We start from the raw sequence: 22,566 nt of genomic DNA, 5'->3' as shown, positions 1-22,566 counted from the left end.
CCCGCCATCGCAGGCGGCGCTTTCGCCAATAAGAAAGGGCGCCCATCGGGGCGCCCCGGTTCCGGCTGTGCTGGCAGGCCGGAAAGATCGCGTCCAAAGCAGCAAGCTCCGGGAAGGTGCGCCTTAGAACTTCATCACATAGCTGACGCCGACGACGACCGGGTCGATCTCGACCTCACCGATGTTTTCGCCGTTCAGCTCGACATCGGCATCGATGTCGATCCAGCGCAGATCGGCGCGGATCGCGGCTTTCTCGGAAATCCAGTAGTCGCCGCCGACATGCGCGGCCAGACCCCAGCTGTTCTTGACCCGCAGGTCGCTGCCGGCCAGCGGGCCGCGCGCATCGGCGTCATAAAAGCCGGTAAAGTTCACACCCAGGCCGACGAAGGGCTTGAATTGCGGCGTGGCGTCAAAGTGATATTGCAGCGAGACGACCGGCGGCAATTGCTTGACCTTGCCGATCTCGACCCCGTTCGATTCGATCGAATGGCTGAAGGGCAGGGCGGCCAGAACCTCGATGCCCAGATTGTCGCGGATGAAATATTCGAACGTGATCGTGGGCCGGGTGCTGTCGTCGATATCGGTCGGCACGGCACCGCCGGCCAGATCGCCATTGTCCGACTTCGGGTTCACATTGGCCAGCCCGAAGCCCAGCGTCCATTCACCCTGCGATTGGGCAAGGACCGGCGTGGTGCAGGCCAGCCCCGAGATCAGCGCCGTCGCGATCAGAATATGGCGTTTCATGGCATTCCCCTTGTCTTGATTTACGGCGGGACCAGACGCCTTTTCGGGATTTTCCACTTTGATCTGGGTCAACCATGGCGGCTCTGGTCAGGGGCTGCGGCAACTTGGCGCAGGGATGCGCGCATGGGACGGCCTTGCGCGTCCCGCGCAGGCTTTGCGGCGGGGCGTGCAAGAGCGAAATCGGCTGGACGAAAGGACTGGACATGAAACTGACATCTGCGGCGCTGCCGTCCTCCGACACGTTCCGCGCCAATCGCGAGGCGCATCTTCAGATGCTGGCCACGGCGCGCGATGCGGCATTGGCTGCGGCCGCCGGTGGCGGCGCCAAGGCGATCGAGCGGCACACCTCGCGCGGCAAGATGCCCCCGCGTGAGCGGGTCGCGAACCTTCTGGATCCGGGCAGCCCGTTTCTGGAGATCGGTGCGACCGCGGCCTATGGCATGTATGACGACGCCGCCCCCGGAGCGGGGGTGATTGCCGGGATCGGCCGGGTCCATGGGCTTGACGTAATGGTCGTCGCCAATGACGCGACGGTCAAGGGCGGCACCTATTACCCGATGACGGTGAAAAAGCACCTGCGCGCGCAGGAAATCGCCCAGGAATGCGACCTGCCCTGCATCTATCTGGTCGATAGCGGCGGCGCGAACCTGCCCAATCAGGACGAGGTCTTTCCCGACCGCGACCATTTCGGCCGCATCTTCTACAATCAGGCGCAGATGTCGGCGCGCGGCATCCCGCAGATCGCCGTGGTCATGGGCTCCTGCACGGCGGGCGGCGCCTATGTGCCGGCCATGTCGGATGTGACCATCATCGTGCGCAATCAGGGCACGATCTTTCTGGCCGGCCCGCCGCTTGTGAAGGCCGCGACCGGCGAGGTGGTCAGCGCCGAGGATCTGGGCGGCGGCGATGTCCACACGCGCCTGTCCGGCGTGGCCGATTATCTGGCCGAGGACGACGCCCACGCCCTGGCCCTTGCCCGCCGCGCCATCGCCGGTCTGAACCGCCGCCCGCCGCAAACCGTGGTCTGGCAATCGCCCGAGGCCCCCGCCTATGACCCCGAGGAAATCCTCGGTGTCGTTCCTGCAGATCTGCGCACGCCCTATGACATCCGCGAGGTCATCGCCCGCACCGTCGATGGCTCGCGCTTTGACGAGTTCAAGGCCCGTTTCGGCGAAACGCTGGTCACCGGCTTTGCTCATGTCGAGGGCTGTCCCGTCGGCATCATCGCCAATAACGGCGTGATCTTTTCCGAGGCGGCGCAAAAGGGCGCGCATTTCATCGAGCTTTGCTCGCAGCGCAATATCCCGCTGGTTTTCCTGCAAAACGTCACCGGCTTCATGGTCGGGCGCAAATACGAAAACGAAGGCATCGCGCGCCACGGCGCCAAGATGGTGACGGCGGTGGCAACGACCAATGTGCCCAAGATCACCATGCTGGTCGGCGGCAGCTTCGGGGCCGGCAATTACGGCATGTCGGGCCGCGCCTATGGCCCGCGCTTCCTGTGGACATGGCCCAATTCCCGCATCTCGGTCATGGGCGGCGAACAGGCCGCAGGGGTTCTGGCCACCGTCCGCCGTGACGGGATCGAGCGTGCGGGCGGCACATGGTCGCCCGATGAAGAGGCCGAGTTCAAGCGCCCCACCATCGAGATGTTCGAACGCCAAAGCCACCCGCTTTACGCCTCGGCCCGGCTTTGGGATGACGGCATCATCGATCCGCGCAAGACCCGCGACGTGCTGGCGCTCAGTCTGCGCGCCAGCCTGAATGCACCGATTGAACCGACGCGCTTTGGCGTCTTCCGGATGTGAGGTTGGCGATGACAGGTGCCTCCGGCGGGGATATTTCGCCATGGAAGATGGAGCAGGTCGGTTTCAAATTCGGCGATTCACGCGAGTTGTGTGACCGGCCGCTGGCCTTGGTGCGTTCGGGTGCCAAGACCGCAACCTGTGGTGCCCTGCGTGATTTCGAGGCGGGCGAGCCGATGCCAGCGGTCGGGCGGCGCGATGTGGCGCTGGATTGGGACGGCAAGCCTGCGCTTGTCATCGAAACGGTCGAGGTCACCATCCGGCGTTTCTGCGACGTGCCCGAGGATTTCGCCCTTGCCGAGCGCGAAGGCGATTTCGAGGAATGGAAACGGGGTCATATCGCCTTTTTCATCCGCAATGGCGGCTATGATCCGCAGATGGAACTGGTCTGCGAACGCTTCCGGCTTGTCGAGGTGCTGACATGACCGCGCTGTCCCGGCAGGCCTGCATGAACTCTTCCATGTCCAAATATCCCGCGGGGGTCCGGGGGCGCGAAGCCCCCGGCTGCCGCCAGCGAAAGGGACCGCCATGTTTCAGAAAATCCTGATCGCCAATCGCGGCGAAATCGCCTGCCGCGTCATCGACACGGCCCGCAAGCTGGGCCTGCGCACGGTCGCGGTCTATTCCGACGCCGATCGCGGCGCGCGCCACGTCGCCATGGCTGACGAGGCTGTCCATATCGGCGGCCCCGCGCCCCGCGACAGCTACCTGCGCGGCGATGCGATCATCCGGGCGGCGCTGGACACCGGCGCGCAAGCCATCCATCCGGGATATGGTTTCCTGTCCGAAAACCCCGATTTCGTCGATGCGGTCGCGGCGGCGGGGCTGATCTTTATCGGCCCCTCGGCAAGCGCCATCCGCAAAATGGGTCTCAAGGATGCGGCAAAAGCCCTGATGGAACAGGCGGGTGTTCCGGTCGTGCCCGGCTATCACGGCGAAAACCAGGACCCCGACCACCTTGCCCGGCAGGCCGATCAGATCGGCTATCCGGTGCTGATCAAGGCCGTGGCGGGCGGCGGTGGCAAGGGGATGCGGCTGGTCGAACACAACCGCGATTTCGCCGCCGCCCTGCAATCTGCGCAGGGCGAGGCCGCGACCGCCTTTGGCAACCCCGCAGTGCTGATCGAGAAATATATCCAGCAGCCCCGCCATATCGAGGTGCAGGTCTTTGGCGATGGCAGCCGCGCCGTGCATCTGTTCGAACGCGACTGTTCGCTGCAGCGCCGCCACCAGAAGGTGATCGAGGAGGCCCCGGCCCCCGGCATGACCCCCGAAATGCGCGCCGCCATGGGCGCAGCCGCCGTCCGCGCCGCCGAGGCGATCAATTACTCGGGCGCGGGCACCATCGAATTCATCGTCGATGGCCGCGATGGCCTGCGCGCCGACGGCTTCTGGTTCATGGAGATGAATACCCGCCTTCAGGTCGAACATCCGGTCACGGAGCTGATCACCGGCGTCGATTTGGTCGAATGGCAGCTTCGCGTCGCCAGCGGCGAGTCCTTGCCCGCCCGGCAAGAGGATCTGACCATCAACGGCCATGCCTTCGAGGCGCGGCTTTACGCCGAGGACGTGCCCGCAGGCTTTCTGCCCGCCACCGGCACGCTGGCGCATCTGAAATTCCCCGATCACGCCCGAGTCGAGACCGGCGTGCGGCCCGGCGATACGATCAGCCCCTGGTACGACCCGATGATCGCCAAGATCGTCACCCATGGCGCCACCCGCGCCATCGCCTTGCGTGAGCTGGAATCGGCGCTGGTCGATACCGAGGTCGCAGGCTCGGTCACCAATGTCGATTTCCTGATTGCCCTGACCCGTCATGAGGGGTTCGGCAAGGGCGAGGTCGATACCGGCCTGATCGCCCGCGACCTTGATGCCTTGGTCAAGGCGTCCGAGCCCGATCCCCGCGCCAAGGCCTTGGCGGTGCTGGGGCTGGCTGGCTTGGACGATCCGATGATTCGGGGCGGTGTCACCCTGTGGCAGCCCCTCAGGCGCACCATCTCTTGGGAGGGGGGCGAGGCGGTGCTTGAGGTCCTTGGCCCCGGCACCGCGCGGGTGACGCTGGACGGCACCCCGCATCAGATCGGCTATGAGGGCGGACGCTGGTGGGTCGATGGCAGCCCGCGCCGCTCGCGCATCGTCAATCACGCGGCAGGAACCAGCGTCTTTGGCGGCCGCTCGCTGACGCTGGTGCCGCTGGACCCTCTGGCGCGCGGCGGGGATGAGACCGGCGGCGGGCTGACGCTGTCGCCGATGCCCGGGCTTGTGAAGGCGGTCTTTGTCGAATCGGGGCAAGAGGTCGTGGCGGGTGACCGGCTGGCCATCCTTGAGGCGATGAAGATGGAGCATACCCTGACCGCCGCCCGTGACGGGCGCGTGGCCGAGGTATTGGCCCGCGCCGGCGATCAGGTCGAGGCCGGCGCGCCCCTGATCCGGCTGGAGGAGGAGGATGGCTGAGCTGACGCTTTGGCATGTGCCGCAGTCGCGCTCGATGCGGGCGCTGTGGCTTCTGCACGAGATCGGCACCGATTTCCGCGTCAGGACGCTGGATTTCTTTGACGGTTCAATGCGTCAGCCGCCCTATGTGGGCATCCATCCGGTCGGCCGCGTGCCGGCCTTGCAGGATGGTGCTGTCACCTTGCACGAATCCGGCGCGATCACCGAATGGCTGTGCGAGACCCGCGCGCCGCATCTGACCCGCGCGCCGGGAACCTCCCAGCGTGCCGCCTGGCTGGACTGGCTGCATTTCGGCGAGACGCTGGGCCAGCATCTGGCCAATCTCAGCCAGCATCATATCGTGCTGCGCGAGGACTGGCAGCGCTCGGCCACGGTGATGAAGCTTGAGGCGGCGCGGCTGTCGCGCGCCCTGACGCTGATCGAGGCCGGGCTGGGCGATGGCCGCGACTGGCTTCTGGGCGATTTCTCGGGCGTCGATTGTCAGGTCGGCTGGGCGGTCTGGGTGGCGGCGCGCTTTGTGCGCTTTGACACCCGTCCGGTGCTGGCGGGCTATGTCGCGCGCATTGCCGCCCGCCCCGCCTTTCAGGCCGCGCTGCCCCAACCTGGCGAGGCGCTGATCTATGACCGCGATTTCTATGAGGTGCCCGATGCCCCGCGCTGAAATCTTTGAAATGGGTCCGCGCGATGGGCTGCAGAACGAAAAGCGCCTGATCCCGGCGGCGGAGAAGATCGCGCTGGTCGATCTGCTGTCCCGCGCCGGTTTCCGCCGGATCGAGGTCACTAGCTTCGTGTCGCCGAAATGGGTGCCGCAGATGGGGGACGCAGCCGAGGTCATGGCCGGTATCACCCGCGCCCCCGGCATCAGCTATGCGGTCCTGACCCCGAACATGAAGGGCTATGAGGGCGCCCGCGCCGCCCGCGCCGATGAGATCGCGATCTTCGCCTCGGCTTCTGAAGGGTTTTCCCGGGCCAATCTGAACGCGACGATTGCCGAAAGTCTGGAACGCTTTGTCCCGGTGGCGCAGGCCGCACAGGCGGATGGCATCCCGGTCCGGGGCTATGTCAGCGTGGTCACCGACTGCCCCTATGACGGGCCGACGCCGCCCGCGAATGTCGCCCGCGTGGCCGCCGCGCTTCGCGACATGGGCTGCTATGAAATCAGTCTGGGCGACACGATCGGGCAGGGCCGGCCCGAGACCATCGACGCCATGCTGGGCGCCGTGCTGAACGAACTGCCGGCGGAAAAACTTGCCGGGCATTACCATGACACGGCGGGCCGGGCGCTGGAGAATATCGACGCGAGCCTTGCGCGGGGCTTGCGGGTCTTTGACGCGGCGGTGGGCGGTCTTGGCGGCTGTCCCTACGCGCCGGGGGCCAAGGGCAATGTCGCGACCGAGCGCGTCGCGGCGCATCTGGCCCGGCTGGGCTATGACACCGGGCTTGATATGGCGGTGATCGCCGAGGCGGCGGATATGGCCCGCGCGCTCCGGGGTCCGGCATGAGCGCGCGGGCCGTCTTGCTGCTGCTGATGCTGGCGGGCTGTGCCGCGCAAACGCCCGTGCCGCCCCCGGTATCCGGGGCGGCGAATGGCGCCATGCCGCGCGCCTCGGACGCACAGTTTCGCGCCGAGCGTCCCGGTCTGCGCCGCGTCGGCTATCGCAATTGCGACGGTTATTCCATGCAGCTGCTGGTGCCGTCGCATGTCGCGCGCGATCCGCGCATGCAAAATGTCTGGTGGGAGATCTCGCCCTATCTGCCCGGTCGCCATGCCAGCTATCGCATCCTGGTGCCTGAGGCGGGCGCAGGATGGCGCATTGAACGCCGCGTCGGCAATGGCTGGCAGGCGATGGCACCTGCCGGGCGTGGGGCGTCGACCGAGCGTGCGGTTACGGCGGGAGAGATGAGCGGCTCGCTGCCGGTTCCTCTGGACCTTGCCTCGGTGATCGGCCTGCCGGGCGCAGAGCTTTTGCCCGGCAGCTACCGGGTGCAAAGCCCGCCCCTCAGCGTGCAGACGCTTGATGGAAAAACCTGCTCGATGCGCCCGTTCTGGGTCTTTGAAATCCGATGATGGGGAATGACCGCCATGTATGAAACGATCCGCATCGAAACCGATGCCCGCGGCGTGGCCCATCTGTGGCTGGCGCGCGAGGGCAAGCATAACGCGCTGTCGGCGCAGATGATCCGCGAGCTGACGCGGGCCGCCGAACAGTTGGCGGGCGATCCCGCCATCCGCGTCGTCGTGCTGGCGGCTGCGGGGAAAAGCTTTTGCGCCGGCGGCGATCTGGGCTGGATGCAGGATCAGATGCGCGCCGACGCCGCCACCCGCCGCGCCGGGGCGCGGGAACTGGCGATGATGCTGAATGCGCTGAACACGCTGCCGAAGCCGCTGATTGGCCGGGTGCAGGGAAATGCCTTTGGCGGCGGCGTCGGGATGATCTCGGTCTGTGATGTGGCGATTTCGGTGCCCGAGGCGCGCTTTGGCCTGACCGAGACCCGGCTGGGCCTGATCCCCGCCACCATCGGCCCCTATGTGCTGGCCCGCATGGGCGAGGACAAGGCGCGGCGCGTCTTCATGTCGGCGCGGCTGTTTGGCGCGGATGAGGCGATGCGGCTGAACCTGATCGCCAGCCTTGCCGATGCGGACGCATTGGACGCCGCCATCGAGGCCGAGGTCGCGCCCTATCTTGACTGCGCGCCCGGCGCCGTCGCCGCAGCCAAAGCGCTGGCCCGCCGGCTTGGCCCCGCCATCGTCCCGACCGAGATCGAGGCCAGCATCGACGCGCTGGTCGCCGTCTGGGAGGGGGACGAGGCCCCCGAAGGGATCGCGGCCTTCTTTGACAAGCGCAAGCCGCGCTGGCAGCTCTAGGTCAGCTTCCCTTGAGGTGGTTTCTCAGGGGTAAGCTGAAAATTAGTATTTTTCAGGGCGATAGTCATCAGATGTGACCTTTGGGGCGACGGGTTCCCGGTCCCGGCCTCATGCGGCGCCGGTTGCGGAGATGCGAGCCGGCGCCCCGAGGGCTCAGACCTCTTCGACGCGCCGCATCAGCCACAATGCGAGGCCTGAGCAGACCAGCGTTGCCAGAATGATCGGCCGTGCCGTGCCGTCGTAAGCCAGCCCGACCGGTGCCGCGATCAGCACCGCGCCGATGGTCGAGACGGCCGCCACGACCGAGGCCGCCATTCCCGCCACATGGCCCATGCGCTGCAAGGCCATGGCATTGAGATTGCCGAAGGTTACGCCGGCCATGAAGAAGACGCTGACCGCCCAGATGAAAAAGGCCGGAAAGCGCAGTGCTTCGGGCAGCAGGTCGCCAAGGACCAGCACGGCCATCACCCCGGACACCACCACCTGCATCCGGTAAGCCGAGGCCACGATGCGGCGCATGCCCAGACGCATCACATAGCGCGCGTTCAGCACCGTGCCGCTGCCCGACAGCAAGGCCATGCCCGCGAACCACAGCGGGAAATTGTCGCCGGTGTGATAGGTTTCGACGAAAAGCTGCTGGGCGGAGCTCAGCAATGCGAACATCTGCCCGAATCCCAGCGTGACCACCACGGTCACCAGCCGCACCTGCGGGTTGGCCAGAACCTCGCGTGCCGAGGCGGCAAGGCTGGGCATGTTCAGCGGGCGGCGGGCGGCGGGCGGCAGGGTTTCGGTCCGGCGCAGGCCCAGCCACAGGCTGCCCGTCAGGGCTAGCGCCACGAAGGACCCGAAGACCCCGCGCCAGCCGACGAAATGGATGATGACCGCGCCGATCGAGGGCGCGACGGCCGGGATCAGGATGAAGATCATCATCACGAAGCTGGTGATCCGCGCCATCTCGCGGCCCTGATACAGGTCGCGGACCAGCGCCAGCGAGACGATGCGCGGCGCGGCGGCCCCCAGCCCCTGCACAAAGCGCGCCGCCAGGAGCAGCTCAAGCGAATTGGCAAAGACCGCGGCCACCGAGGCCAGCGCATAGACGGCAAAGCCCGCGATGATGACCGGCTTGCGTCCCAGCGCGTCCGAAACCGGCCCCGCCAGCAGAAGGCCCAGCCCCATGCCGCCGACAAAGGCGGTCAGCACGAGCTGGGCCCGGTTGACATTGTCCGGCGAAAGTTCGGCGGCGATCTGCGGCAGCGCCGGCAGCATGGAATCGATGGAAAAGGCGATGACCGCGAAGATCAGCGCCAGCATGGCGATGAATTCCGGCAGGGGCTGCCTGCCAGCGGCTGGGGAAATCGGGTCGGACATGATGCTTGACTGGGCTTTCTGGGAAGCGATCCCCCGGACCTAGTCCCGCTACCGGCAAGACTCAACCCCTGCGCGGTTGCGCCCGGCGATGGCTGGGCTATATCAGGCGCATGAGCGCGTCCCTGAACCTGATGAAACTCTGCGTCGGCTGCGACGATCCGGCCGAACTGGACGCCTGGCAGGCGCAACGCTATCAGGGCGGGCCGGCGCGTCATGTCACGCGCATGTGGCCCAAGCGCGAGGCCGAGCTGCTGGAAGGCGGCTCGATCTACTGGGTATTCAAGGGGCTGATGCAGGCCCGCCAGCGCATCATCGGTCTTGAGGAAGTGCTTGGCGAGGATGGTATCCGCCGCTGCGCGCTCATCCTTGAGCCGGGGCTGATCCGTGTCGCGGCGGTCCCCCGCCGGCCCTTTCAGGGCTGGCGCTACCTGCCCGGCAGCGATGCGCCGCCCGACCTGCGGCAGGGCCGCGAGGCCGAACCCGATCTGCCCGCCGAGATTGCCCGGGCGCTGGCTGATATGGGGCTGCGCTAGCGGTTTCGGGACGAGGGTGGCCGCGTGCCGGCGGTAGGGCCGCAGAAGGGGGCTTTGCGCCCCCGTCGCCTTTGGCGACTCCCCCGCAGGATATTTGGACATGAAAGAACGGGGCGGCCGCGGCGGGGACGGCTGGCAGAAATGAAAACGGCCCGCGACGGGGCGGGCCGGTTCCAGATTCCGGGAATCGCGGATCAGAGCAGTTTCAGATCCGAGGCCGAGTTGCGGCCATCGCGGCCCGACTGCAGCTCATACGCGATCTTCTGATTGTCATTCAGGCCGGTCAGACCGGCGCGCTCGACCGCCGAGATGTGGACGAACACGTCCTTGCCGCCGTCATCGGGCGCGATGAAGCCATAGCCTTTGGTGGCATTGAACCATTTTACGGTGCCGGTAGCCATTACCGTCTCTCCTTCAAGTAATCCCGGGGCGAGATTGCGCCCGGGCCGTGCAGCCCTTCCCCGTCAAGTCCGGCTGCCCCGTGAAGGGAGGCGGTAGAAAGTCGTGCTCACGCTCGCGGGAGGATGAACGATTCCTTAAAAAACGCAAGCCGCAAAGCGCCGCAAAAGTTGACCTTGGGTCAGCTTCTGCGGCGTTTCGGCGAATTATTGCTGGTTTTTGCGGGATTTTCAGGCCCTGTGCAGGTCGGGCGGCGTGGCCTCGGCGATCAGGGCCCGAGTCGCGGCATCGAGCGGCTGGCTTTCGCTGCCTTGCCTGTCGAGGCGGCGGATCGAGACGCTGCGCTCCTCGACCTCTTTCATGCCGACGGCCATGATCACGGGAACCTTGCCCACGGAATGCTCGCGGACCTTGTAATTGATCTTTTCGTTGCGGGTGTCGGCTTCGGCGCGCAGGCCGGCTTCGCGCAGCGCCGCCACCACCTCATGGACATAGTCGTCGGCGCCCGAGACGATCGAGGCCACGACGATCTGACGCGGCGCCAGCCAGAGCGGCAGCTTGCCGGCATAGTTTTCGATCAGGATGCCGATGAAGCGCTCGAAACTGCCCAGGACCGCACGGTGCAGCATGACCGGCATGTGCTTGTGGCCGTCCTCGCCGACATATTCGGCTTCGAGGCGCTGGGGCAGGTTGAAGTCGCATTGGAAGGTGCCGCATTGCCATTCGCGGCCGATGGCGTCGGTCAGCTTGAAGTCCAGTTTCGGGCCGTAGAAGGCGCCGTCGCCGGGATTGACCTCATAGGGCAGGCGCAGATGTTCGATGGCGGCGGCCAACGCGGCCTCGGCCTTGTCCCAGATCTCGTCCGAGCCGACGCGGGTCTCGGGGCGGGTCGACAGCTTGATGTCGAATTTCTCGAAGCCCAGATCGCGATAGACCGAGGAGAGAAGGCCGATGAAGCCCGCGCATTCCGATTCGATCTGGTTCTCGGTGCAGAAGATATGGGCGTCGTCCTGAACGAAGCCGCGCACCCGCATCAGCCCATGCATCGAGCCCGAAGGCTCGTAGCGGTGGCAGGAGCCGAATTCGGCAAGGCGCAGCGGCAGGTCGCGATAGGATTTGATACCCTGATTATAGACCTGGACATGGCAGGGGCAGTTCATCGGCTTCAGCGCGTTGATGCGCTTTTCCTTGGCGCCTTCCTCATCGACTTCGACGATGAACATGTTCTCGCGGTAGTTTTCCCAATGGCCGGATTTTTCCCAAAGCACCCGGTCCACGACCTGCGGCGTCTTGATTTCCTTGTAATCGGCGCGGATCAGGCGGCGGCGCATATAGGCCTCCAGCTCGCGATAGATCGACCAGCCGTTCGGATGCCAGAAGACCATGCCGGGGGCTTCCTCCTGGAAATGGAACAGCTCCATTTCCCGGCCCAGCTTGCGGTGGTCGCGTTTGGCGGCCTCTTCGAGCATGGTCAGATGCGCCTTGAGGTCGTCGCGATTGCGAAAGGCGACGCCATAGATGCGCTGCAGCATCGGGCGCGAGGCATCGCCCAGCCAATAGGCGCCGGCGACATGCGTCAGCTTGAAGGCGTCGGCGGGGACCTGACCGGTATTTTGCAGATGCGGGCCGCGGCAGAGGTCCTGCCAGTCGCCATGCCAATACATGCGGATCGGCTCATCGCCCGGAATGCGGTCGAGGAGTTCGAGCTTGAAGGGTTCGTTCGCGGCCTCGTAATGGGCGCGGGCGCGGGCGCGGTCCCAGACCTCGGTACGGACCGGGTCGCGGGCGGCGATGATCTGTTTCATGCGTTGTTCGATGGCGCCGAGGTCTTCGGGGGTGAAGGGCTCGGCGCGGTCGAAGTCGTAGAACCAGCCGTAATCGCGGACCGGGCCGATGGTGACCTTGACGTCGGGCCAGAGCTCCTGCACCGCGCGGGCCATGATATGGGCGAGGTCGTGGCGGATCAGCTCCAGCGCCGGTTCGCTGTCCTTCATCGTGTTGATGGCGATCTTGCCCGAGGCGTTGATCGGCCATTGCAGGTCGATATGGGCGCCGTCAAGGTTGGCCGAGATGGCGGCTTTGGCAAGGCTGGGGGCGATGGAGGCTGCGACCTCGGCGGCGGTGATGCCGGCGGGATAGTCGCGCGAGTTGCCATCGGGGAAGGTGAGGGAGATCAGGGACATGCGTCCTCCTCGTCGGTTTGGCGCCCACGGAACGCCCGGTTGCGGGTTATGTGGCGGCGATGTGACCCGATTGCCGCTGAATGTCAATGCGGCTAGGGATAAAGGGGGCTTTGCGCCCCCGTCGCCTGTGGCGACTCCCCCGCAGGATATTTGGGCATGAAAGAATGACAGAATTTCTGGACGGGCCGCTGGGGCGGCGGATCGCCTATAACCGGTTGCCGGGCGACGGGCCGGGCGTGGTGTTTCTGGGCGGGTTCAAATCCGACATGCAGGGGACCAAGGCGGTCTTTCTGGAGGATTGGGCGCGGGCGCGCGGGCAGGCTTTTCTGCGCTTTGACTATTCGGGGCATGGCGAATCCTCGGGCAATTTCGAGGCGGGCTGCATCGGCGACTGGCTTGCGGATGCGGCGGTGGCGATCGAGGCGCTGACCGAGGGGCCGCAGGTGCTGGTCGGCTCGTCCATGGGGGGCTGGATCAGCCTGCTGCTGGCGCGGGCGCTGCCCGAGCGTGTCGCCGGGCTGGTGACGGTGGCGGCGGCCCCCGATTTCACCGAACGCGGTTTCTGGCCCGGGTTTTCCGATCTGGAGCGCGCGAAGCTGATGCGCGAGGGGCGCATCCTGCGACCCAGCGATTATGGCGAGCCCTATGTCATCACCCGCCGCCTGATCGAGGACGGGCGCGACCATCTGGTGATGGCGGCGCCGCTGAACCTGCCGTTCCCGGTGCGCTTCTTGCAGGGCACGGCGGATAGGGATGTGCCGGTCGCCTGGGCGAGCGATCTTCTGGCCCATGCGCAGGGTGAGGACATGCGCCTGTTGCTGGTCAAGGGCGCCGATCACCGCTTTTCGACGGATGAATGCCTGGGCCTGATCGCGAGCGCGGTCGAAGAGGTGCTGGAACGGACCTGAAGGACAAAAGGCGCGGCCTGTCGGACCGCGCCTTGGGCGTTTGAGAGGGCCGGGGCTCAGACGGCGATCTTGCTGTCCAATTCGCCCGCCGCGCTGGGATCGCAATCGATCGGCCGGGGACCCTTGCGGCGGCGGCGCGTGGGGGCGGCGGGGTTCGCGGCCTCGTCCATGAAGTCGAGGACCAGCGGGCGGATGTTCAGCCGCCAGCTTTTGCCCGCAAAGATGCCGTAATGGCCGGCGCCGGGTTCCAGATGCTGGGTCTTTTTCTTCGGCGGCACGCCCGTGCACAGATCCAGCGCCGCGACGCATTGGCCCGGGGCCGAGATGTCGTCATTGCCACCCTCGACCGTCATCACCGCGACATTGGTGATCTTGCCGATATCGACGGTCTTGCCGTTCACGGTGAAGCGGTTCTGGGCGATCTCGCGTTCCTTGAAGATGCGCTCGACCGTCGAGAGGTAGAACTCTGCCGTCATGTCCATGACCGCCAGATATTCGTCATAGAAGCGGTTGTGCTTGTCGCCCTCGGAGCCCTCGCCGCGGGCCTCGGCGAAGATCTTGTCGAGGAAGGCTTTCGCATGGGTTTCCGCGTTCATGGCAATGAAGGAGGACAGCTGCGCCAGCCCCGGATAGACCATGCGCCCGGCGCCGCGGAACTTGAAGCCGACCTGCTGGATCATCAGGTAGTCCAGCTCGCCCATGGTCAGGCGGTTGCCGAAATCGGTGACCTCGGTCGCGGCGGCGTCGGGGTCGATCGGGCCGCCGATCAGGATCAGCGAGCGCGGCTGGGCCTCGGGGTCCTCGGCGGCCAGAAGCGCGGTCGCGGCCAGCGTCAGCGGGGCCGGCTGGCAGACGGCGATCACGTTGGTGTCGGGGCCGAGATGACGGATGAAATCCATCACATACTGGGTGTAATCCTCGATGTCGAACTTGCCGCAGCTGACCGGGATGTCGCGGGCATTGTGCCAGTCGGTGATATAGACGTCGCAATCGGGCAGGAGCGACGTCACCGTCGAGCGCAGCAGCGTCGCGTAATGGCCCGACATCGGCGCCACCAGCAGCACCTTGCGCGGCATCGGGTCGCGGCGGGCGACGCGGAAATGCAGCAGATCGCCAAAGGGGCGTTTGATCTCGGGTTCGATATAGACGATGTGGTCTTGTCCGTCCTCGGAGACGATGGCGGGGATTTCCCAGTCCGGCTTGATGACCATGCGCGCGAAGCTGCGCTCGGTCACCCGGCCCCAGGCGGACATCAGCTTGAACATCGGGTTGGGGATCAGCGCGAAGGCCGGGTACGAGCCGAGGGCCCGGGCGCTGGCGCCCATCCATTCGTTGGTGTTGCGGATCGTCTCCATCGCGTCGTAGGAGATGATGCCCTTCAAGCCTTTGTATGTCGCCATTGTAGCCTATCTCATTTTGGGCATGCCGGAGCAGGACACGGCTTTACCTGTGGGTTGTGCTGGGCATAATGCTTTTACGGTCAGCGAAGGAATGTCAATTATGGCGCGCAAGAACGACAAGTCTGGGCCCGGGCCTGTTGCCGAAACTCCAGCCAAACCGGCGCGGCGCAAGGCGGACGAAACCGCCGCCGGCAAGGCCGCCAAGCCCGGGACGCCGCCGAAAGATGCCGCCAAGCCCGCGCGCCGGGCATCCCTGGCCAAGGGCGGTGTTGCCAAGGCGAACGAGGCGAAGCCTGCCGCCAAAGCCGCGCCCAAGCCTGCTGCGAAACCCGCAGATGCTGCGGCCAAGACGGCCAAGGGGGCCTCGGCGGGCAAGCCGGCCGGGCGCGAACCCGCTGCCAAGGCCTCGTCGCGCAATGCGGCGACACGGGCGCGGGCGGCGGCGCGCAGCGATACCCGGACCAGCACCCATCGCAAGACCAGCGCCAAGGCGAAGCCGGCCGCAAAACCCGATCCGGCCGAACTGGACGCAGCCGATGCCGCGCTGCGCCCGGTGGGGGCAGGGACGGGGGGGACGAAGCCCGCGCGGCCGACGAAAGCGGCATCACCCGCCGCAGGCCGCCGCGTGGCCAAAGCCGCGTCCAGCCCCGCGCCCGCGCCGACACCCGCGCCCATCCCGACGCCGGCACCCGAATCGCAGGCCGGCATGGATCGCGGGCGCAGCGCGGCCTTCGCTGAGGCCGCCTTTGGTGTCGAAAGCCGTCTGCCCGAGCAATTGGCGATGAATATCGAGCGCATCGAATCGCTGACCCAGCGCCTGATCAGCGCCTTGGCACAGCGCGACAAGCGCAGCCCGGGCGTCGAGGCCCCGGGGGCCGAGCTGTTCACCACGGCCGCCACCGCCTGGATGAAGCTGCTGGCCGAGCAGCCCGAGCGGGTGATCGGCCATCAGGTCAGCTATTGGGGCGAAACGCTGCGCCATTTCGCCGAGGCGCAGGCGGCTCTGGCGCGGGGCGGGCTGCAGGCGCCGCCCAGCGAAGGCCCCAAGGACCGCCGCTTCGCGAACCCGCTTTGGGAAAGCCATCCCTTTTTCAATTTTATCAAGCGGCAATACCAGATCAATGCGCAGGCGCTGGAGGACGCGGCCAGCGCGCTGGATCTGCCCGAAATGTCGGACCGCCGCCGGATCGAATGGTTTACCCGCCAGATCATCGATATGATGGCGCCGACGAATTTTCTGGCCACCAACCCGGACGCGCTGGAAAAGGCGCTGGAGACCGAGGGTGAAAGCCTCGTCAAGGGGCTGGAGAACCTTGTCCGCGACGTTGAAGGCAGTGGCGGCGATCTGATCGTCTCGCTGGCCGATCGCGATGCCTTTCGCGTCGGCGAGAATATCGGCACGACCGAGGGCACCGTCGTTGCCCGGACGCCCCTTTATGAACTGATCCAGTACAAGCCCGCCACCGAACAGGTTCATGAACTGCCGCTGGTGATCTTCCCGCCATGGATCAACAAGTTCTACATCATGGACCTGAAGCCGCAAAACAGCCTGATCAAATGGATTGTCGATCAGGGCTATACGCTGTTCGTGGTGGCGTGGAAGAACCCCGATTCCAGCTATGCCGATACCGGCATGGACGATTACGTCAAATCCTATGTCGAGGTCATGGACCGGGTGCTGGACCTGACCGATCAGGAAAAGCTGAACGTGGTCGGCTATTGCATCGCCGGCACCACGCTGTCGCTGACGCTGTCGCTGCTCAAGCAGCGCGGCGACAAGCGGGTGAACTCGGCCACCTTCTTCACCACGCTGACGGATTTCTCGGATCAGGGGGAATTCACCGCCTATCTGCAGGACGATTTCGTGTCCGGCATCGAAAGCGAGGTGGCGCGGGCCGGGATGCTGAGCGCCCAGCTGATGACCCGGACCTTCAGTTTCCTGCGCGCCAATGATCTGGTCTGGGGGCCGGCGATTCGCAGCTATATGCTGGGGGAAACACCGCCTGCCTTCGATCTGCTGTTCTGGAACGGCGACGGCACCAACCTGCCCGGGCGCATGGCGATCGAATACCTGCGCCGCCTGTGCCAGCAGAACACCTTCGTCGGCGAGGGATTCGAGGCGTTGGGGTATCGCCTGCATGTGCGCGACGTGGATGTGCCGCTATGCGCCATTGCCTGCGAAACCGACCATATCGCGCCCGCCGCCGACAGCTGGCGCGGCATTGCCCGCATGGCCGCGGCCGACAAGACCTTCATCCTGTCCGAATCAGGCCATATCGCCGGCATCATCAACCCGCCCAGCAAGAAGAAATACGGCCATTACACCTCGGATGCCGGGTTCGCGGATGGCTGGCAGGCCTGGCGCGCCCAGGCCCAGCATCACGAGGGCAGCTGGTGGGGGCGCTGGGGCGACTGGCTGGCCGGGCGCTCGGGCGCGATGGTCGCTGCGCGCGATCCGGGCGAAGGCTTCGGTCCGGCGCCGGGCGAGTATGTTCACGAAAGGCAGTGAAGAAATTTTTCTGCGCCGCAGCAAAAGCCTCTTGCAATGCTGCGGCGCAGAAAGTATATCGGGGTCAGTTCAATTAAACCGGTGCTCAAGCTACGCGCCGACCAAGGAGAGAGCAAATGGCTAAGACCCCCGACTTCACCAAGACCCTGCAAGAAGTGATGGCGAAATTCCCGGTCGACACCTCGTCGTTCCAGGACGCTTTCAAATCGCAAACCGCTCTGGGCGAGAAAATGGCCAAGGTTGCCCTGGCCGCCGCCGAGCGTTCGACCGAGATCTCGTCGCAGTGGGCCAAAGACACCATCGCCCGCATGGGTGAGCTGACCGCTTCGAAAGAAGAGCCGGCCGAATACGCCAAAGCCGTCAGCGACTTCACCACTGCCGCTGCCGAAATGGCTGCCGAGCACATGGCCGCCTTCGCTGAAGTCGCGAAGAAAGTCCAGATGGACACCGTCGACCTGATGCTGACCGCTGGCAAGGACCTGGCCTCGGACGCGCAGAAAGCCGCTGAAAAAGCGACCCGCGACACCCAGGCTGCCGTGAAAAAAGCCACCGCCGCTGCCACCTCGGCGACCGCGGCGACCGCCAAAGCCTGATTTTCAGGACTGGTCGAATTCGGAAAAGGGGGACGGGCAACCGTCCCCCTTTTTCATGTCTGCTTTTCTGCGACGCCGCATCCGTTGCAGCGATGTTGTTCATCCGGGCGATTTTCTTTGCATTTCCGCGATGTATTTTCCATCATGCTGCGAATGCATTGCCGGAGGAGCCATGGCTGAAGCCGAAAACACGACCCCGCTTCTGATCAAGCGCTATGCAAGTCGTCGCCTCTACAACACCGAGACGAGCGACTATGTCACTCTGGACGACATAGCTGGTTTCATCCGCGCTGGTCGTCAGGTCCGCATCGTCGATCTGAAGACCGGGGACGACCTGACGCGGCAATATCTCTTGCAGATCATCGCCGAGCACGAGGGTCGGGGCGAAAGCGTGCTGCCGATCGAGGTTCTGGTCGATCTGGTGCGCAGCTACACCACGCAGGCGCAATCGGTGGTCCCGCAATTCCTGGCCGCCAGCTTCGAGATGCTGCGCGAGGGGCAGTCGAAGATGATGGAGAATCTCTCGACCTTCCCCAACCCGATGTCGTCGATGCCGGGCTTTGAGGCGTTGCAGCGCCAGCAAAGGATGTTTCTGAAGGCGATGTCGGCGGGGTGGACCGGCGGCGGCAGCGGCCCCGAGCCCGACGATCAGGGCGAGGCGAATCCGGCGCCGCGTTCCGGCAGGAAGCCCACGGAGCCCGAGGACATGACCGAGATCCGCCGGCAGCTGGCCGAGCTGCAGAAGCGGATTTCGAAGCTTTGAGCGAACAGCGGCTTGCACAGCGCGCGCCGCCACGCTAGACGGGCCGCCACGGACAGTTGGCCGAGTGGTCGAAGGCGCACGCCTGGAAAGTGTGTAGGCGGGGAACCGTCTCGAGGGTTCGAATCCCTCACTGTCCGCCAGATCCATTTTTAATGCGTTGATATGAAAGGGAAATTCGGATCAGACCGGATTCATTCCCCTCTACGTTCCCCCATCAGGCTTGCGAACCAGCGGGGCCTTCTGGGAACGTTTGGGCGTTGCACTCACCCCTGATACCATCCCCGGCTTCGTGGCGCTTGGTGCACTCGGCGGTCCACAAATCCAGCGCGGGTTGCAATTTCAGGCCGCCGTCCAGAACAGCGCGCAGGACGAAGGTCAACGCCTCTTGCTCGACCGGTGTCAGGTCTCGCAGGATGCGCCTATCGCGATTCGTCCGCAGCACCTCATTGCGATAGGCGGTCATCATCGGGCTTACGCTGCCAAGGCAAATCCAGTCCAGACTTGCACCATTGGTTATGTGCCAATTCAGCAGTTCGTCGGTCATGACAATGCTGTCGGTCGCGCGGCGGCTGTAGCGCAGCTTGCACGGTTCAACCTCGTAGCGCTTGCAGAACGCGGCCATCCGTTCGGCCGTGGTCATGGGGAATGAGGGAATCATGCCCGGCCCTCCATCGCGTCCAGAGCCTCGGCCAGAGTGGCGCGCGCCTCGATGCGGTTGCGTTCGGTCATCGCCGGGTTTTCGGTTGCATCCAGCGCCAGCAGGATCATGTCACGGATGATGTGCAGGCTGGCGTCAGGCAAGCCGGGGGTGTTATGGCAATGAATAGCCATGCGGTGATCCTCCATAGATCAGCGTTTCGGTTAGGGCCGGACTTGTGTTACAGCACTTGCCCGGCTCGCCCTATGTGGTATCATAAACCTCATGAGCAAACAACCAGAAAATGATACCATAAACCGCGGCGGCAGACCCGCCACAGGCAAGGGCACGCCGGTCATGGTTCGCCTTCAGCCAGACATTCTCGACTGGCTGGACACTGAACGCGCCAAGTTGGACTCAATGCCGTCCCGGCCGGAAATGATCCGCCGAATTGTTGAGAGGGTGAAAGGATGCAGTTGAGTGCTCGCCAAATCAAGGCGCTGAAAAACATCATCTTTGAAAGTGATTTCCTTCAAGGGGACTTTCAGGTGCCCGGCAAGCTCGGCAGCGGGATCGGCGCCGTGACGTTCGACAGCCTAATAAACTTAGGTTTGATCGAAAGGGGCGAAAGCCGACGCCACCACGGCGCAACAGGTTTTAGGCCGACCGATCTTGGCAGAGCCGCAGCACGGCAACTGTAGAAGTTATCACTGGCGAGATCGAGCGCAAACAGCGCCCGCCCTTCGTTCAGCGCCGCCCCATAAGCCAGTCAGCAACTATCTTATCGAACCTCTGCGCGGTCAGGCGCATCCGGTAGGGGCGCCGGGGTCGCTGCCTTTCCAGCAGCCGGTCGAAGCCACGCGCCGTCAACTTGCGGGGAAAGTGCCGCAACACCCCGGTTGCGTGCTTGTGCTTGGCTACACAGGACGCGGAACAGAAGCGGGCGGTGCTGGAATGCTGATGAAAAGCTTTGCCACACTGGACACACCTGACCACCTTGCGACGCCGCTGTGAAAGGGCGCTGCATTCTGCACAGCAGAACCTGCGCCCTGGCCTGTCAGCGCCGAACGGCTTGCCGCAATGGGAACAGGGCATGAATGGTGACGCCGCCTTGCGCCTCCTATTGGCCGCCTTCATCTGGCAGGACTCGCTGCAAAACCGGGCCTGCTGCGCTTTCTCGATTGGTAGCGCCCCGCCACAATGATCGCATTGCCTCATGCCCTTAGGTTTGCGCATGGGCTTTCTTTCCTGACCGCGCGCCAATCGCTCAAGGTCGGTATACTCGTCAGCCTTGCATTCTGAGGAACAGTATAGGCGGGTTATCATAGACCCCTTAGGCAGAGGTTCACCGCAATAGAGACAGCGCGCGGTCAGATCGAGTTGATCGCCAGTCTCACCGCGGTTTCGTCCGACGCCCACTTTCGGGTCGCCATCCGCTGATGGTGCGATGCTCCGCAGGTGTTGCTGCAGAACTTGAAATGTCCCTCGGGCAATGGCTTGTGACAGCGAACGCAGCGGGTCCGTTCGATCAGGGTTCCGGCGTGAATGGCCCATTCCTGTTGTCCTTCTTCCCAGCTCGGCCTGACAGCGTTCACGCGGCGGAACGCCTCGGCCAAAATCTCGCGCGCCATGTCGTCAGCGCCGATCCAGCGCCAGCCTTGCCGGCAGAGGTCGGCCCGGATCCCGGCGCGCAACGGCCCTTCCAGGCCGAACAGTGAAGCGGTCGCCCCGGCCTCGAAGGCCAGCCGGATCACCGCCGCGAGTTCCTTCACCAATGCATCGAATCGGCCGGCCCCAAGCATATCCCGGCGGGCGTCCCGCTCGCGCCGCAGCCGCTTCCTTTCATTGGCCTTCTCGAACTGATCCTGGTGATGCTTCATCCCATCATCACGTCCAGAAGGGCCGCACTGATCGGGTGCTGCGATACCGGCGGCAGGGTCTTCACGCTCTCGGGCGGCTGGCGGCGGTCGCGATAGGTTTCCTGCAGCCAGACCTCATCCAGTGCCATGATGATTTTGGCGTGGCGCGGCTCAATCGGCATCCGCATCACCTGCGACAACGCGGCCAGATCCTGCCAGCTGATCGGGTTCGGCCCGACAGGTCCGCAGGACCGGGCGCGGGACAGGGCAAGAAACGCATCGAGAAGCGGGCCGCCGGCCTCGGGCACCGGAACCTTGCGGCCTTTCATGCGCCCTTCCAACGCCGCACAGAGCTGTTTCTGTAGCCGCCTCATCAGCGCCTCCGGGGCTGTGCTGAAATCTGTTGCATCCGGCTCGGCATCTGACGGTCATAGGCCGCGACGCTCTGCCGGGTGATCTGGACACTTTGCTCACTGGCCTTGTCCAGCACGCGGGCCTCAAGGTCGGGCGACAGGTCAAGCCTGATCGTCGTGGTCCCGACGGCTTGCATGGCTGCGCCGCTGCCTGCGCCGGTCGGGCGCCCCGCCAACAGGTTCCGGGTCTGATCCGCGTTCCAGATTCGCGACGGGCCAGTGGCTTCAAGTTCCGGGCCGCGCTCGCCTACGATCCGCAAGCCGCCGCGATGATCGCCACCTGACGCAAAGCCGGGAATCAGCGCGCGGCCGATAGCGCCGCTGATAGCGCCCATGCCCGGCAGGCTCATGATGCCCTTCATGAGCTGGATCTTGGCGATCTCCATCAACAGACGGGCGACTGCTTGCTTGGCGCTGTCCGCACCTTCCAGCACAGCCCCGAAGATGTCTTCCAGCGCCTCTTTGCCGGCCTCGGATTGCTCCTTGATCCTGTCCAGCCGGTCGGCCGCATCCTCGGCTTCCATGCCCGCCGTCATATATGCTTCTGCCAGCTTGTCGATTTCAGCAGACAGTTCCGGGGTGATGGTCTTGCCGTCCTGCTGCGCCGCGTGAAGCAGTTCGGCGCGCTTGCGGGCGAAGTCCAGCGCGTCGCCATATTCCTGCCCGCTGGCCGCCGCCGCGACCATTGCCGCCGCCTCGGTTTCCCACAGCGCGATCCGCTCGCGGGTGCTGTCGATCTCGCGCTGGAAATCCGACTGACGCGACGATCCGCCCCCGCCCTTTGACCGGCCACCGCCGCGAGCAGCGCCAGAGGGCTTGCGGGCGGCTTCGGCAGCGAGGTTGCGGCCCGCCTGCGCTTCCAGTTCGGCCTCGGTCAGATACGCGCCGCTGTCGGCTGCCCTGCGCCGCACGCTTTCAATTTCGCGCTCAAGCTGCAGGCGCTCGGCCGTCTTGGCGTTCTGCGCTTCTTCGGCGGCAAGGAACTTCTCGCTGGCCTCGGCCTGGCTCCTCATCACCTCCATCGAAGCCGCCTCGGCTGTTGATTGCCACTGAGATTTGACCCGGCAACAGCGGAAATTGTCATTGAGAATTGACCCATGTGCAACCTTGCCCCGGCTTGAACCAGCTGGGG

Annotated in this window: 23 protein-coding genes and 1 tRNA gene; 14 read left to right on the top strand and 10 right to left on the bottom strand. The window is 65.1% G+C overall.

Features of this window, described 5'->3' with window-relative positions:
• Positions 1 to 123 precede the first annotated feature (123 nt).
• Positions 124 to 744: an OmpW/AlkL family protein gene (locus tag DFP89_RS05215; RefSeq protein WP_114348347.1), complete on the bottom strand. Its 621-nt coding sequence runs from the start codon at positions 742 to 744 to the stop codon at positions 124 to 126.
• Positions 745 to 947: 203 nt separating this feature from the next.
• Here DFP89_RS05215 and DFP89_RS05210 point away from each other — a divergent pair, with 203 nt between their 5' ends.
• The 7 genes from DFP89_RS05210 (at position 948) to DFP89_RS05180 (ending at position 7,869) form a co-directional block, all read left to right on the top strand.
• Entirely contained in the window at positions 948 to 2,552 is a 1,605-nt protein-coding gene (locus tag DFP89_RS05210) for a carboxyl transferase domain-containing protein (protein WP_114348346.1), read from the top strand.
• Between the two features lie 8 nt (positions 2,553 to 2,560).
• Complete coding sequence (locus tag DFP89_RS05205; RefSeq protein ID WP_342770936.1) at positions 2,561 to 2,974, top strand: ASCH domain-containing protein; 414 nt, start codon at positions 2,561 to 2,563, stop codon at positions 2,972 to 2,974.
• A gap of 103 nt (positions 2,975 to 3,077) precedes the next feature.
• A complete protein-coding gene (locus tag DFP89_RS05200) occupies positions 3,078 to 5,003 on the top strand; it encodes an acetyl-CoA carboxylase biotin carboxylase subunit (protein WP_114348344.1) in 1,926 nt (641 codons plus the stop codon).
• Positions 4,996 to 5,664 (top strand): glutathione S-transferase family protein, encoded by a 669-nt coding sequence (locus DFP89_RS05195; RefSeq protein WP_114348343.1) that lies wholly within the window; start codon positions 4,996 to 4,998, stop codon positions 5,662 to 5,664. The genes DFP89_RS05200 and DFP89_RS05195 overlap by 8 nt, the downstream gene beginning before the upstream one ends.
• On the top strand, positions 5,651 to 6,505 hold the full coding sequence (locus DFP89_RS05190; protein ID WP_114348342.1) for a hydroxymethylglutaryl-CoA lyase: 855 nt from the start codon (positions 5,651 to 5,653) through the stop codon (positions 6,503 to 6,505). The genes DFP89_RS05195 and DFP89_RS05190 overlap by 14 nt, the downstream gene beginning before the upstream one ends.
• Positions 6,502 to 7,071, top strand: a complete 570-nt coding sequence (locus DFP89_RS05185; protein WP_114348341.1) for a hypothetical protein — start codon at positions 6,502 to 6,504, stop codon at positions 7,069 to 7,071. Before DFP89_RS05190 ends, DFP89_RS05185 begins: the two co-directional genes overlap by 4 nt.
• Positions 7,072 to 7,086: 15 nt before the next feature.
• On the top strand, positions 7,087 to 7,869 hold the full coding sequence (locus DFP89_RS05180; protein ID WP_114348527.1) for a crotonase/enoyl-CoA hydratase family protein: 783 nt from the start codon (positions 7,087 to 7,089) through the stop codon (positions 7,867 to 7,869).
• 153 nt (positions 7,870 to 8,022) lie between these two features.
• On the opposite strand, the gene DFP89_RS05175 is transcribed toward DFP89_RS05180, so the two are convergent.
• Positions 8,023 to 9,237, bottom strand: a complete 1,215-nt coding sequence (locus tag DFP89_RS05175) for a multidrug effflux MFS transporter (protein WP_114348340.1) — start codon at positions 9,235 to 9,237, stop codon at positions 8,023 to 8,025.
• 110 nt (positions 9,238 to 9,347) lie between these two features.
• Between DFP89_RS05175 and DFP89_RS05170 the strand changes: the two genes are divergently transcribed.
• Positions 9,348 to 9,770: a DUF1489 family protein gene (locus DFP89_RS05170; RefSeq protein ID WP_114348339.1), complete on the top strand. Its 423-nt coding sequence runs from the start codon at positions 9,348 to 9,350 to the stop codon at positions 9,768 to 9,770.
• Between the two features lie 194 nt (positions 9,771 to 9,964).
• Here DFP89_RS05170 and DFP89_RS05165 read toward each other — a convergent pair whose 3' ends face one another.
• Both DFP89_RS05165 and thrS read right to left on the bottom strand, forming a co-directional pair.
• Complete coding sequence (locus tag DFP89_RS05165) at positions 9,965 to 10,171, bottom strand: cold-shock protein (RefSeq protein ID WP_114348338.1); 207 nt, start codon at positions 10,169 to 10,171, stop codon at positions 9,965 to 9,967.
• 228 nt (positions 10,172 to 10,399) lie between these two features.
• Positions 10,400 to 12,352 carry a threonine--tRNA ligase gene (gene thrS, locus DFP89_RS05160; protein WP_114348337.1) on the bottom strand — a complete coding sequence of 651 codons (1,953 nt, stop codon included), beginning with the start codon at positions 12,350 to 12,352 and terminating at the stop codon, positions 10,400 to 10,402.
• A gap of 164 nt (positions 12,353 to 12,516) precedes the next feature.
• Here thrS and DFP89_RS05155 point away from each other — a divergent pair, with 164 nt between their 5' ends.
• Complete coding sequence (locus tag DFP89_RS05155) at positions 12,517 to 13,260, top strand: alpha/beta hydrolase (protein ID WP_114348336.1); 744 nt, start codon at positions 12,517 to 12,519, stop codon at positions 13,258 to 13,260.
• 56 nt (positions 13,261 to 13,316) lie between these two features.
• Here the strand turns inward: DFP89_RS05155 and phaZ are convergent, their stop codons facing one another.
• Positions 13,317 to 14,660, bottom strand: coding sequence for a polyhydroxyalkanoate depolymerase (gene phaZ, locus DFP89_RS05150; RefSeq protein WP_114348335.1), 1,344 nt, complete (start codon positions 14,658 to 14,660; stop codon positions 13,317 to 13,319).
• Positions 14,661 to 15,441: 781 nt separating this feature from the next.
• On the opposite strand from phaZ, the gene phaC reads away from it, so the two are divergent.
• The 4 genes from phaC (at position 15,442) to DFP89_RS05130 (ending at position 18,665) form a co-directional block, all read left to right on the top strand.
• On the top strand, positions 15,442 to 17,169 hold the full coding sequence (gene phaC / locus DFP89_RS05145) for a class I poly(R)-hydroxyalkanoic acid synthase (RefSeq protein ID WP_425452639.1): 1,728 nt from the start codon (positions 15,442 to 15,444) through the stop codon (positions 17,167 to 17,169).
• Between the two features lie 116 nt (positions 17,170 to 17,285).
• Positions 17,286 to 17,762, top strand: coding sequence for a phasin family protein (locus DFP89_RS05140; RefSeq protein ID WP_114348334.1), 477 nt, complete (start codon positions 17,286 to 17,288; stop codon positions 17,760 to 17,762).
• Positions 17,763 to 17,934: 172 nt separating this feature from the next.
• Positions 17,935 to 18,525, top strand: coding sequence for a polyhydroxyalkanoate synthesis repressor PhaR (phaR, locus tag DFP89_RS05135; protein WP_114348333.1), 591 nt, complete (start codon positions 17,935 to 17,937; stop codon positions 18,523 to 18,525).
• A gap of 50 nt (positions 18,526 to 18,575) precedes the next feature.
• A tRNA-Ser gene (locus DFP89_RS05130) sits at positions 18,576 to 18,665 on the top strand.
• Between the two features lie 74 nt (positions 18,666 to 18,739).
• Here the strand turns inward: DFP89_RS05130 and DFP89_RS05125 are convergent.
• Positions 18,740 to 19,183, bottom strand: a complete 444-nt coding sequence (locus DFP89_RS05125; protein WP_181870256.1) for a hypothetical protein — start codon at positions 19,181 to 19,183, stop codon at positions 18,740 to 18,742.
• Positions 19,180 to 19,356, bottom strand: coding sequence for a hypothetical protein (locus DFP89_RS20265; protein WP_181870255.1), 177 nt, complete (start codon positions 19,354 to 19,356; stop codon positions 19,180 to 19,182). Before DFP89_RS20265 ends, DFP89_RS05125 begins: the two co-directional genes overlap by 4 nt.
• A gap of 276 nt (positions 19,357 to 19,632) precedes the next feature.
• Here DFP89_RS20265 and DFP89_RS05115 point away from each other — a divergent pair, with 276 nt between their 5' ends.
• Entirely contained in the window at positions 19,633 to 19,863 is a 231-nt protein-coding gene (locus DFP89_RS05115) for a hypothetical protein (RefSeq protein WP_114348330.1), read from the top strand.
• A gap of 669 nt (positions 19,864 to 20,532) precedes the next feature.
• Here DFP89_RS05115 and DFP89_RS05110 read toward each other — a convergent pair.
• From DFP89_RS05110 to DFP89_RS05100, 3 genes are read right to left on the bottom strand one after another with little or no spacing between them, the layout of a single operon-like run.
• Entirely contained in the window at positions 20,533 to 21,042 is a 510-nt protein-coding gene (locus DFP89_RS05110; RefSeq protein WP_114348329.1) for a hypothetical protein, read from the bottom strand.
• Positions 21,039 to 21,350 (bottom strand): phage tail assembly chaperone, encoded by a 312-nt coding sequence (locus tag DFP89_RS05105; RefSeq protein ID WP_114348328.1) that lies wholly within the window; start codon positions 21,348 to 21,350, stop codon positions 21,039 to 21,041. Before DFP89_RS05105 ends, DFP89_RS05110 begins: the two co-directional genes overlap by 4 nt.
• Before the next feature lie 44 nt (positions 21,351 to 21,394).
• Complete coding sequence (locus DFP89_RS05100) at positions 21,395 to 22,456, bottom strand: hypothetical protein (protein ID WP_114348327.1); 1,062 nt, start codon at positions 22,454 to 22,456, stop codon at positions 21,395 to 21,397.
• Positions 22,457 to 22,566 lie beyond the last annotated feature (110 nt).

This window comes from Paracoccus lutimaris (genome assembly GCF_003337565.1).
Taxonomy (GTDB): domain Bacteria; phylum Pseudomonadota; class Alphaproteobacteria; order Rhodobacterales; family Rhodobacteraceae; genus Paracoccus; species Paracoccus lutimaris.
Note: the sequence above shows the minus strand (reverse complement) of the source record. Positions and strands in the feature narration are given on the sequence as shown.